The following is an 11,842-nucleotide window of genomic DNA, read 5'->3' as shown; positions in this document are numbered from 1 at the left end:
TGATAAGTGTTGTAATCAATGTTATAAAAACAAATCATTTATAACATAGCAATCCAAAGAAAATCATTCATAAAGAATATCCATAAAAACTGTATAGCAATGCATAAAACATTATCTAATAATAATAGAGCGAGTATGGACATGAGCAAAAAAAATGATACTACTGAAGACCAAGCACCACAAGCCGTGAGTGACCAATTTAGTAAGCAAGTCATCGAACAACGCTTAACACCCAATCCGTTGAATCTCTTTTCTATGGATAAAGACACGTTGCGATTGGCATTGGTTACCGCGCAGTTTGCTCTGCGCGCCACGCGGCAACAGACACCACCTACTATTAATAAACCAACGGGACTATTGGTGCTGGTCAACGGTATGGAGCAAGCAGGCAAGGGCACAGCCGTTACGCAGCTGCGGCAATGGGTGGATCCGCGTTTACTTAAGGTTGAGGCAACCATTGGTGATTGCCCCTTAGAGCATCAGCCGATTTGGCAGACGCATACCAAGGCGCTGCCACGTCATGGCGATGTGATGGTTTATTTTGGTAACTGGTATGCTGATTTACTTTATAACGTCATGCGTATGGCAACGCTAGATAATGAAGGTGATGAACATAAAGAAAGCAGCGATAAAAATACTAAGAAGCTGAAAAATAAAGCGTTGCCTATTGCCCAATGGCAAGACTATTTAAAAAAAGAGCTGACTAAGTTACAAGCATTTGAACAAGACCTTGCTGCTAACCAAACCAAACTGCTCAAATGCTGGTTTCATGTCGATATTGAAACTTTGCAGGCGCGACTTAATGACGATAAAGCGGATCCAGAATTTTTATATCAAATTGATTGGAAAAGCAAAAAGGTCGTCGAAACTTTTAATGAGGTGGCAACGGCGCTATTACGCCAGCAGGAAGATTGGATTATCATCGATGGTGATGACAAATCACAAGCAGCCATGCATTTTTGTCATCAAGTTTTGCAAGCAATGCAAACAGCGCTAGCAAGCAGTCGCACAGAGGAAGGCGAACAGGTAGAAAATCTTAAAACGTTTGACCCAGTAAAAGTCCCTAAAACTTTGATAAATATTGACGATGCAGAAATAGATAAGTCCGAGTACCATGAAGCGCTTGCCGATAAGCAAGCGCGCCTTGCTGAGTTGCTGCGTGCGCGCAAGGGTCGGCATGTGGTCTTTGCCTTTGAGGGCATGGATGCGGCTGGCAAGGGCGGCGCTATTAAAAGGTTGGTGGCGCCGCTCGACCCACGCGAGTATCAAATTTATAATATCGGCGCGCCAATGCTCTACGAGTTACAACACCCTTACCTATGGCGATTTTGGACCAAACTGCCCAATGAGCAAACGGATCGTATCAGCCGTATCGCTATCTTTGACCGTACTTGGTATGGGCGTGTATTGGTCGAACGTATTGAGGGCTTTGCTACCGATGAAGAATGGCAGCGTGCTTATGATGAAATCAATCGCTTCGAGACAGATTTGGTAGCGGCTGGGACGATAGTTATCAAATACTGGCTTGCCATCGATAAGAAGGAGCAGCTTAAGCGCTTTGAGGCGCGAGAAGAGACGCCGCATAAGCAATTTAAATTGACCGATGATGATTGGCGCAATCGTGATAACTGGTCAGATTATGTACAATCGGCAGCTGATATGCTGGCACGTACCGACACAGAAGACGCTCCTTGGTGTGTCATTGCCACCAATGAAAAGCGGCAGGCGCGTTTGGAGGTGTTGGATCATGCAATTGAGCAGCTGTCTTTGGCACTGTCTGATAACTGATTAAAATTTTTGAGAATTGATGGTATTTTAGCTTAGTCAAATTATAAAATATGACAACAATTTTTCACTAAATCGATGAGTTTTATAGCGCTTACATTTGCAGTTACAAATCTCGCAATATCATCATGCATTGTGCGCTTATATTTAATATAATAGGCGCGTAAAGTTTCCTGCTGACCACTAAAATAAGTTAGCAGCACAGAGTGCTTTGATTTTTTATACCGTTATCAGTAGCGACATTTATCAGTACCAACATTGTTATCATAAAACATTTAAGCCGCAAGATGCTGTAATCAGACGATTTGGCAATACCACTTGCGGCTTTGTGGCATGTTGAGTGATGTGTTTTACCTTACTGCCTTCAAGTAACATCGAACGTAATAATAAAGCACGAGCGTTAGGGTAATAACTTAAAACAGTAATAAGAAAGTCCGTTATTCAAAAATTACGTTGCGCGATTATATAAGCTGTCTATCAGTTGGATGATAAAATAAACATTATCCATAGCAGCGTAACGTTTTCAATCTCATATAATTTCAATCAGCTTACGCAGGACGTATCAACGTATGGGTATTAGCAGCAGTTCTACAGGGTCAACCAAATCAGTAGGCTCTATGAGAATTAATCTATTTTTTGCCATTTTACTGATTGCGATGACCAGCTACTTTTTGTGGTGGGGTCTAGACTACACAATGCGTCAACAGACGACGCTATTTATTGTAGCAACCGCTTTTGGTGTCTTTATGGCATTCAATATCGGTGGTAACGATGTCGCTAACTCCTTTGGCACCTCGGTGGGAGCAGGGACATTAACTATCCCTCAAGCGTTGGGTATCGCGGCGATATTTGAAGTATCAGGAGCGGTGCTGGCAGGCGGTGAGGTGACGGATACCATCCGGAGCGGTATTGTCGATCTAGATGGTTTATCAGTAACGCCCAACCAGTTTATTTATGTCATGCTCTCAGCGCTTATCGCTGCTGCATTTTGGTTGTTGTTTGCGACCAAAAAAGGTTTGCCGGTTTCGACCACTCACGCCATTATCGGCGGCGTTGTTGGTAGCTCCATTGTATTGGGTATCACTTTAGGTGGCACCGAAATGGCACTCTCTACTGTGAATTGGGGAACCATTGGAACAATTGCTATCTCTTGGGTACTTTCACCGTTATTAGGCGGCTTACTGTCCTACCTGTTATATGGACAAATTAAGAAAAATATCATTGAATATAATGATAGAACAGAAGCGTATATTGCTACCCTTAAAGGCGATAAAAAAACCTTAAAGCAAAATCACAAAGAGTTTTTGGATGGTCTTACCGAATCAGAACAACTGGCTTATACCTCAGCAATGTTACGTGATCAGGAAATCTATAAAGATGATGATTGCGTGGTTGAAGATTTAGAGACCGATTACTATAAAAAGCTTTATGAAATTGAGAATGAGCGTACCAATCTTGATACTCTAAAAGCCCTTAAGCAATGGGTACCTATCATTGCGGCTGCCGGCGGCGCGGTCATGGCCTCTTTGGTCATCTTTAAAGGCCTTAAAAACGTCAATAATGGCTTGACGACGCTACAGGGTTTTTTAATCATGGGTATGATCGCAGCGCTGGTGTGGCTTGCGACCTATATCTATACCAAGAGTATCCGCGGCAAACATAAGGAAGATTTGACCAAAGCGACATTTATTATGTTTAGCTGGATGCAAGTGTTTACCGCATCAGCCTTTGCCTTTAGTCATGGCTCAAACGATATCGCCAACGCCGTCGGTCCTTTTGCGGCGATTATGGACGTTATCCGTACCAATAGTATTGCTACCGAAGCGGCAGTACCACCTGCGGTTATGCTGACCTTTGGTGTCGCGCTAATCGTTGGTCTTTGGTTTATCGGTAAAGAAGTGATTCAAACCGTCGGTACCAATTTGGCAAAAATGCATCCCGCTTCTGGCTTCTCAGCGGAATTGGCTGCTGCTGCTGTGGTTATGGGCGCTTCGACCATGGGGCTGCCAGTATCGAGTACGCATACCTTGGTCGGCGCGGTACTTGGCATCGGTATCGTCAATAGAGACACCAACTGGGCGCTGATGAAGCCTATCGGTTTGGCATGGGTAATTACTCTTCCTGCCGCCGCTTCAATGTCAGCTATCAGCTATATTTTCTTAAGTAATATTTTTTAAGACCAAGTTTTTTTAAAATTAAAGCCGCATAATGGTTTAATAAGACTTTAACCATAAAGATTTATAGCTTAATTTAACAATAAAAAACGCTTATCAGCCTTATGCCGATAAGCGTTTTTTTATGATTTTTGAATCTTTATTCAGTACCAAACTGCTTACGTTTTTTGGCAAAGAAGCGCTCTAAGCGATCCATGGCATCTTCTAAATCGTGTAGATTGGGCAAAAATACCAAGCGAAAATGATCTGGCTTATCCCAGTTAAATCCTGTGCCTTGTACCATCAGTACATTCTCTTCTACCAATAAATCCATCATAAACGCCATATCGTCTTCGATAGGGTAGACCTTAGGATCCATCTTTGGAAAGCAATAAAACGCCCCTTGCGGCATGGTACAAGAAATCCCTTTAATGGCATTGAGGCGTGAGACCGCCATTTCACGCTGCTTATAGAGACGACCTTTTTTAGAGGTCAAATCCTTCATGCTTTGATAGCCGCCCATCGCCGTTTGTATAGCATATTGCCCTTGGACGTTGGAACATAGGCGCATAGACGCCAGCATATCCAATCCTTCGATGAAGTCAGCAGCGTGATGCTTTTTACCAGAAACCATCATCCAACCGGCACGAAAACCTGCGATACGATGCGATTTTGATAGACCGTTGTAGGACAGCACAAGCACATCATCAGTCAAGGTGCTCATCGGTGTATGTTCCATATCATCATAAAGAATACGGTCGTAAATCTCATCGGCCATGATGATTAAATCATGCTCTTTTGCGACCTCAATAATCTGTAGAAGCAATTCATCACTATACAGTGCACCCGTTGGGTTATTGGGGTTAATAACCACGATACCTTTGGTCTTAGAGGTGATTTTAGATTTGATGTCTTCGATATCAGGATGCCAGTTGTCATCTTCATTACAGCGGTAATGCACTGCTGTACCACCTGCTAAGTTGGCAGCTGCGGTCCAAAGCGGGTAATCAGGCATAGGAACAAGGACTTCGTCACCATCATTCATGAGCGCCTGCATGGTCATGACAATCAGCTCAGAGACGCCATTACCTAGATATACATCACGGACGTCAACAGCGGACAGCAGCCCCTTTGATTGATAATATTGTAAGACTGCTTTACGGGCCGCAAAAATCCCCTGTGAGTCTGAATATCCCGTCGCTTCTGGCAAATTCATCGCCACATCACGTAAAATCTCATGCGGTGCTTCAAGACCGAACGGGGCAGGGTTACCAATATTAAGCTTTAAAATGCGCTTGCCTTCGGCTTCCATTTTATTAGCCGTTTGCAGCAGAGGACCACGAATATCGTAGCAAACGTTTTGTAATTTATCGGATTTTCTTATTGTGTTCATAGAGTGACCACCCATAGGGTTGTTTTGTGAATTTGGCGCTGCTTGATTTGGCATTGGTTGAGCGTTGCTAACTTGCTTGCTAGAGGCTGCATTTTTATTATGAGTATTTATGCGTTGAGTTGAATCTGCATCGCTATTAACGTTGCTATTAACATTAGCTCCACTTTGCAGCTCACCACGTAATAGATAGCCTTCGCTACAACCTAAGATACGGGCTAAGGTCGGCAGCTTCGATGATACGATGCCGTTGGTGCCGCGCTCCCAATTAGAGATAGCCCCGCGACTGACCTTGGCGCCTGCTGCGGTCATCGCTTGTGCCAATTGCTCAGCAGTCATGCCCTTATCGCGGCGCAATTGTACCAATCGTTCGGCTTGCGTGCCTTTGCTAGCTTGTGACTCTTTGCTGTCAGCCATCATCATTTATACCTTTTATTAACCTTAACCAATCAATGCATTTGTAATAGCAGACGACTAATAGATTGCTTAGCCATAACCTAGTACTAATGCAAGATATTATTGCAAATAAACTTCTAATGCAAGTATATAGATTGATATCTATCAAATTAATCTTAAGCATATAGAAAAATGAAAGAATAACTTGCATTTATAGGTCGAGCATCTCTGCTTGATGTTTCCAAAGAAATTGGTGCCAAATGGTGAGTTGAGTAAGAAGGTATTAAACCAGTGACAATGAATCGAGAATAGGAAAATAAGTAATGTGCTAACACAATACAATTACAACTTTACTCATTTAGGTGGCAAGATAATTTGTTATATTTTACTTCTCTATCTAAATGAGTTTCTCAAAACTTTAAGCTTTAAGCTGGCAAGTCGACTACCTTTATAATAACAACCTTGAATAGTCAGTCGATAAGCAGCAGATAAAGGCTATCATTTTCATAAAAACCAACAATAATGTTTCGCGAGAAAATGAGAGACAACAAATGAGATAGCCACTCATTTCATCCAAATATTTCATAAGGATAAACGATGCAAGACAATCAGTTAAGTAAAGAAGAAATCGGCCAGTTGACAGAAGCGGACTGGAAAGAGCGCCTGAGTGCCGATGAGTATCATGTGATGCGTGAGAAGGGCACAGAGCGTCCATTTACTGGCGTCTATAATGATGTCAATGATAAAGGCATCTACCGCTGTAAAGGCTGCGGTGCAAGCTTGTTTGAGTCGGACAATAAGTTCGATGCCGGTTGTGGCTGGCCAAGCTTCGATCAAGGTATCGATAATGGCGCCATCGATGAGCACGTTGATGACTCATTGGGTATGCGCCGTACCGAAGTAACGTGTAGCAATTGTGGCGCGCACTTGGGTCACGTATTCCCCGATGGACCACGTGAGACCACTGGCATGCGCTACTGTATCAACTCAGTATCTATCGATTTGGACAAAACTGAAGAATAAATATTAGTATTTTAGCTAAAGTTAGACTGATAAGAGGGAAGTACATGGTGCTTCCTTTTTTCTAATAAGCTTTGTATAGAACATTCACGAAATAATAAGGCTTAAAGAACCATTAATAATAAAACAATCAATTTAAGGATGAAAGATGAGCACTATTTATGATTTTACCGCTGAACGTATGGACGGCACCTCTCAAGATTTTTCTGATTACAAAGGTAAAGTGTTATTAATCGTCAATACCGCCAGTAAATGTGGCTTTACGCCACAGTTTGAAGGGCTAGAGGCGTTGTATCAACAATATCAGGATAAAGGATTAGTTGTAATTGGTTTCCCATGTAACCAGTTCGGCGCTCAGGACCCTGGCACTAATGATGAGATTGGCGCGTTTTGCCAAAAGAACTATGGGGTCAGCTTTCCGATGATGGCTAAGGTTGATGTTAATGGCGATGATGCTCATCCGATTTTTGCATGGCTAAAAAATCAAAAGGGCGGGCTGCTGACAGACGGTATCAAATGGAACTTTACTAAGTTTTTAATTGGGTCGGATGGACAAGTCATTGACCGTTATGCGCCAACCACCAAGCCTGAAGCGCTTAAATCCGATATTGAGCAAGCGCTAGCAGCAAAATAGACGATAAGCTGAAAAATCATTGGTTTTATATAAAATATAAAACCAATGAAAACAGAGGCTTGCCCATAGAATTGATAAATTCAGAAAAAATTCGTAAGAAAAGGGCAAATACTGTTTGACAGCCATGTGTAAATCTATATAATACACACCCACAGCAAGGGGCTTTATTGATAAAGCAAGTTGTTGTTAGAAACGTCTATTAAGACATTTCAAAAATTAGCGATAGCGTGACAACTATAGTTAATTTGCTTCTCAGGGTGATTAGCTCAGTTGGTAGAGCGTCTGCCTTACACGCAGAATGTCGGCGGTTCGAATCCGTCATCACCCACCACTCTTTTAGCGAGTGGGCCTATTGATAAGGGCAAGATGCTAAAAACGACCTAAGCAGCGGTAGTTCAGTTGGTTAGAATACCGGCCTGTCACGCCGGGGGTCGCGGGTTCGAGTCCCGTCCGCTGCGCCATATTTAAAACGAATATTAAACTTTCGAGTTTAAGCAAGTTTCGCCTCAAGTATTAGTTTACTTGAGGTTTTTTTGTGTCTGAATTTCCTCCTAAAGCCTTTATCCGTAAGGGTTAGTTATTCTATCTTTAAATTCTCAATATAATAAAAACTTTATCACATTCAATTGCGCAGTAGACCTCTATAACTACCTTCAAGTTATTCGTAAACTAGTCTATAAAAAGGATATTCGACTAAGATACTACAACTATGCGCAAGCTACCGAACAAGATCAGGATGCTTGGGACGATGCTTTAAAAGACATACCTATAAATCAGTGGAATTTGCGAACAATAGAAATATTTAGCCACTATGTATTTATTATGATAGGCAAGAGGATAAAATCAAGTCAAGGATTAATATTATGAAATTATATGCCAAAACGATTAGTTTAAATAGCAACTCAACCGTAAAATTCCATCCTTTAGCTAGGAGGCTTCATCAAGTGCTGATGAACGCCTATATTAGTAGTGATAAAAGTACCTACCTCAAAAATGTATCCACCTATTTCGGCAGCAGAATTGAGATACCTATTCATAATATCTCTGTCATATTTAAAGATGGTTCATACGAAATCATTGGAGGCTGTTTTTCTCCTATATTTGATCTAAATGATATTTCTAATGAAAATACTGTGATTCTAAGTTATACAACATCTCAAGGTCATGGTACAAAAAATAAAACTGATTAACAGTTAAATAGAGTGAAAAAAAGAATTCAAGATAAGTTTGACCAAGACGTAATAGACTTTATATATATGGATTATATTAGGGCAATTTCTATTCTCTCACTTTCAAAACCAGGTGTCATGTATTCAGAAATTAGAGAGTTATCACAGGCTAAAAGCAAATATAGTAGCGCTGTTTGGAACGAAATATTTGGTAATGAGGATGAATCACCAATAAATTATTTCAGTCAAAAAGACTTTTCAATGCTTATCGATAAGACTCGAGGTACTGTGAATAATCACAACAAAATTAAAGAAGTTTAAGTACTTAACTGAGTCCAATAGCTTTATTTGAACAGTTTGTTAGTTAACATAAAACAATCAACGAAGTAATTTTTGGCATACCAATCGATAGTATGTTTTAAACACTATATTAAGTATCTATGTTGAATAATTTGCTAACTTATTTTCATGGAGTGCGGATTCGTAAACACTAGGTGTGATAACTAAGTGGCTTTTATACAAAGCACTACGAGATATCAGTGATTTCTTAGAGAAAAATGTACTGAAGAAATATGATACTTTATGGCATAGTAAGTTATGACATGGCTTTATTATAGATAGTGCTGAAAAGACGATTGTAATAATTAATCATTTGAACTGACAGACATAGTGAGTCAAGTTTCTTCATCTTATGAAATAAGTCCGCTCTATTCTAGACGGCCAGAATTACTCAGAACAGTAGTTTTTTAAAGATATAATAAGTCTATCTAAACAGGCATCTTTCTCAAGTGGCTTTTGAAGGGCTTATAGCTAGATTAGCAAGTATCGATGGATGGTTGAGGAGCATCGCATTCAGCTTTTCGCGCAACCAATGAAAACCCGTATGGCAGTATCTCCGAAGCGCCTAAGCAAAATGTGGGATAAGATGAGTTAAGAATTGCATTATAATTTTAGAAAAAACATCAGTGCGACGGCGGTTATTTAAGTCAGTTTCCCTAACCGCTGTTTCAAAATCTCGTATCAAGTATGGGTATTACCTAAGAAAATAATGTAAAGGTGGCAGGTAATCAATTTTAATGATACATTTTAAATGAATTATATATACTATATGTAAACAATGTGTTGAGGGTTTCATTTACGAGTTATTACAAACATTCTTGAGTGCTTCTATTCGACTTTAATAAAAAAATGATAACTTTAGTTTGTTTAGCAGCTAGAGGAGTTGCTAGATCTAAACAAAAAAGTTTTAGGTAAGCAGAAATATGGAAATTTATAGTACACATAGAAGTGTAGTTTATGCGGCAAGAGAGGCAACTACTCTATATTTACTCGAAGAAGGTCGTCAAGAGGACGTACATAGGCTTCCAAAATATTACGTAGATATCGATAATTATAAAGGGGATATGATTCCTGTAAATATAGTCAATAAGGAACTTAGTGCTATATGTGAATTATTTCAGGATACTTATCTTGGTTTAAAACTACATTTCAGGATGAATCTTAGTTCAATACCTTTTTATAAGTCTATTAGTGAGTGTATAAAGCCCTGTCTTAATACTAATAAACAAATGCTATTTTTACTAGTTAGCAGACTGGTGCATTGTTTCTTTTCTCTTATTACTAGTTTAATTTCCCTGAAATTGGTACCAGAAAAAGGTCAAATTCGGTTTGATTTGGTTTTTAGTAAAGAGTACGTATCGAACAAGCATGAAATTGATGGTGTGCTGGTAATCGTTTACAGACTTATGGAAGAGTTTTGCCCAGGTGTTATCAAAAAGATAACGATTGGTCATCGGAGTAGTCTGTATGAACTAGATTATTATAAATCAGTCTTTGGTGTTCCTATTGAGTTAAGTCAAACAACAAGCTTGGTTTATGCTCTTGAAAACACAAATGACCACAGTGATGCTATCGATTTTCTAATACAAAATGAAGAAGATGTTGGCAAAAACTTTCTTGTTAACCCTTTATTAAACCTGCTTTCAGTGCAGATTACTGATTCTGACTATAAACGGCGGTGTGAAATTGCTATTGAGACTTTAATAGGATTTAGCCAACCTACGCGTGGTAATGTGTCGAGTGCAATGAATCTAAGTATTAGTACCCTGCAACGAAGACTCAAGGATGAGGGCACTTCATTTCAAGAAATTCTAGAAGATACTAGAAAGCGTCTTTCGCAGACGTATCTAGCAGAAAAAAATATATCGACTAATGAAATTGCCTACTTGTTAGGATATAAATCTCCTAGCCAGTTTTTTAAATGTTTTAAAGGTTGGTTTGGCGTAACCCCTAAAGCTTATCGTGATAGCTTTATGCGCGGAACGTGTACTGCTTAAAATATAAAAGAGCAGATAAAGTTCTAGTAGAGTGGAGATCTAGGGGCTCGTCAATCTACTTAGCTAAATGATGATAAGCATATAAGTGCGTCCTCCTTTAATTTCTAATCTCTTTTGGCAGAATTCCCTCGCCTCTATAGGTGGTGAGTATTTCATTCGACTCTGATAACTTTGGAGGGGTATCAATTAAAGATAATTATTTAATACTCTATTTAGAAAACCCATCAAACCTTAAGGTTTGATGGGTTTTTTGTTTCTATATCTTACCTATTTTTATGTTAATTCGGGTCAACTTTAATTCGTATTATGTTATATCGAGTTAAAATGAATTTAAGATGTTCTTAAGTAACAATATGCTCTATATAATGCGACACATGTTACATAGCTCATCATTTTTAGAAATATATCACCTGCTTTTAAGAACAAATGAGAGCCATTGTAAGCCTATAAAAGATCATATTAAGCCCTAACTGTAGTGCTATAAATTATTCATGATTAAGTATCATTATGGTTTTAATAGCTTTAAAAACAGGGAGTTAAAGAACTGAATTTAAGAAATAGAAACGATTTAGATGGATACTATTCTTAGAAAAGTGCGCATAAGTAGTTTTTTAGCAATGGTCTTTCATTAACCCTTTACATCATGTGTTTCATGAACAAGTGGCGCAGGTTTTAAATATGAGTGTGAGTAGTTTGCAACAGCGTTTAGGAGAGGGAAATGCCACCTTTCAAGAAATATTATTAAATATACGAAAAAAGTTGGCTCATAAGCATTTAGTAGACCATCAACTGTCTGACACCTATGTAGCTTCGCTATTAGGCTACCGATCCAGCAGTCAATTTCTTACGGCATTTAAAAGTTGGTTTGCTATGACACCAAAGTATTATAAAAAGATGTATTCATAAACTATCCATATTTTATGTTTTTCTATAAAACATAAAGAAATTCTTTCATTGTC

Annotated in this window: 9 protein-coding genes, 2 tRNA genes and 1 pseudogene; 11 read left to right on the top strand and 1 reads right to left on the bottom strand. The window is 39.3% G+C overall.

Going from position 1 to position 11,842, the window contains the following annotated elements; translation table 11 throughout:
* The first annotated feature begins 141 nt into the window (after positions 1-141).
* Entirely contained in the window at positions 142-1,788 is a 1,647-nt protein-coding gene (locus FHS24_RS04165; protein ID WP_183618932.1) for an ATPase, read from the top strand.
* Between the two features lie 566 nt (positions 1,789-2,354).
* Positions 2,355-3,962 (top strand): inorganic phosphate transporter, encoded by a 1,608-nt coding sequence (locus FHS24_RS04160; protein WP_183618930.1) that lies wholly within the window; start codon positions 2,355-2,357, stop codon positions 3,960-3,962.
* Positions 3,963-4,098: 136 nt separating this feature from the next.
* On the opposite strand, the gene FHS24_RS04155 is transcribed toward FHS24_RS04160, so the two are convergent.
* A complete protein-coding gene (locus FHS24_RS04155; RefSeq protein ID WP_406947773.1) occupies positions 4,099-5,748 on the bottom strand; it encodes an aminotransferase class I/II-fold pyridoxal phosphate-dependent enzyme in 1,650 nt (549 codons plus the stop codon).
* A 573-nt stretch (positions 5,749-6,321) separates the two neighbouring features.
* Here FHS24_RS04155 and msrB point away from each other — a divergent pair.
* The 9 genes and pseudogenes from msrB (at position 6,322) to FHS24_RS12615 (ending at position 11,789) form a co-directional block, all read left to right on the top strand.
* A complete protein-coding gene (msrB, locus tag FHS24_RS04150) occupies positions 6,322-6,747 on the top strand; it encodes a peptide-methionine (R)-S-oxide reductase MsrB (protein ID WP_183618927.1) in 426 nt (141 codons plus the stop codon).
* A 145-nt stretch (positions 6,748-6,892) separates the two neighbouring features.
* Positions 6,893-7,378 (top strand): glutathione peroxidase, encoded by a 486-nt coding sequence (locus FHS24_RS04145; RefSeq protein ID WP_183618925.1) that lies wholly within the window; start codon positions 6,893-6,895, stop codon positions 7,376-7,378.
* 255 nt (positions 7,379-7,633) lie between these two features.
* A tRNA-Val gene (locus tag FHS24_RS04140) sits at positions 7,634-7,709 on the top strand.
* A 53-nt stretch (positions 7,710-7,762) separates the two neighbouring features.
* Positions 7,763-7,839 (top strand) — tRNA-Asp (locus tag FHS24_RS04135).
* 402 nt (positions 7,840-8,241) lie between these two features.
* Positions 8,242-8,568, top strand: a complete 327-nt coding sequence (locus FHS24_RS04130) for a hypothetical protein (protein WP_183618923.1) — start codon at positions 8,242-8,244, stop codon at positions 8,566-8,568.
* 12 nt (positions 8,569-8,580) lie between these two features.
* Positions 8,581-8,868 (top strand): hypothetical protein, encoded by a 288-nt coding sequence (locus tag FHS24_RS04125; protein WP_183618920.1) that lies wholly within the window; start codon positions 8,581-8,583, stop codon positions 8,866-8,868.
* 493 nt (positions 8,869-9,361) lie between these two features.
* Positions 9,362-9,481, top strand: a pseudogene (locus FHS24_RS12620) (DUF3418 domain-containing protein); the annotation flags it as partial.
* 328 nt (positions 9,482-9,809) lie between these two features.
* The gene (locus FHS24_RS04115; RefSeq protein ID WP_183618916.1) at positions 9,810-10,883 is read left to right on the top strand and encodes a helix-turn-helix transcriptional regulator; all 1,074 of its coding nucleotides are present in this window, start codon (positions 9,810-9,812) and stop codon (positions 10,881-10,883) included.
* Between the two features lie 645 nt (positions 10,884-11,528).
* Positions 11,529-11,789, top strand: coding sequence for a helix-turn-helix transcriptional regulator (locus FHS24_RS12615; protein ID WP_406947772.1), 261 nt, complete (start codon positions 11,529-11,531; stop codon positions 11,787-11,789).
* Positions 11,790-11,842: the final 53 nt, after the last annotated feature.

Source organism: Psychrobacter luti, assembly GCF_014192115.1.
Classification (GTDB): Bacteria; Pseudomonadota; Gammaproteobacteria; order Pseudomonadales; family Moraxellaceae; genus Psychrobacter; species Psychrobacter luti.
This window is presented reverse-complemented; position numbering and strand designations above follow the sequence as displayed.

Bases quoted from the DNA above. Each gene is read 5' to 3' on its own strand.
- FHS24_RS04155 (WP_406947773.1), bottom strand. From the start codon at position 5,748: ATGATGGCTGACAGCAAAGAGTCACAAGCTAGCAAAGGCACGCAAGCC.
- msrB (WP_183618927.1), top strand. From the start codon at position 6,322: ATGCAAGACAATCAGTTAAGTAAAGAAGAAATCGGCCAGTTGACAGAA.
- FHS24_RS04165 (WP_183618932.1), top strand. From the start codon at position 142: ATGAGCAAAAAAAATGATACTACTGAAGACCAAGCACCACAAGCCGTG.
- FHS24_RS04130 (WP_183618923.1), top strand. From the start codon at position 8,242: ATGAAATTATATGCCAAAACGATTAGTTTAAATAGCAACTCAACCGTA.
- FHS24_RS04145 (WP_183618925.1), top strand. From the start codon at position 6,893: ATGAGCACTATTTATGATTTTACCGCTGAACGTATGGACGGCACCTCT.
- FHS24_RS04115 (WP_183618916.1), top strand. From the start codon at position 9,810: ATGGAAATTTATAGTACACATAGAAGTGTAGTTTATGCGGCAAGAGAG.
- FHS24_RS04160 (WP_183618930.1), top strand. From the start codon at position 2,355: ATGGGTATTAGCAGCAGTTCTACAGGGTCAACCAAATCAGTAGGCTCT.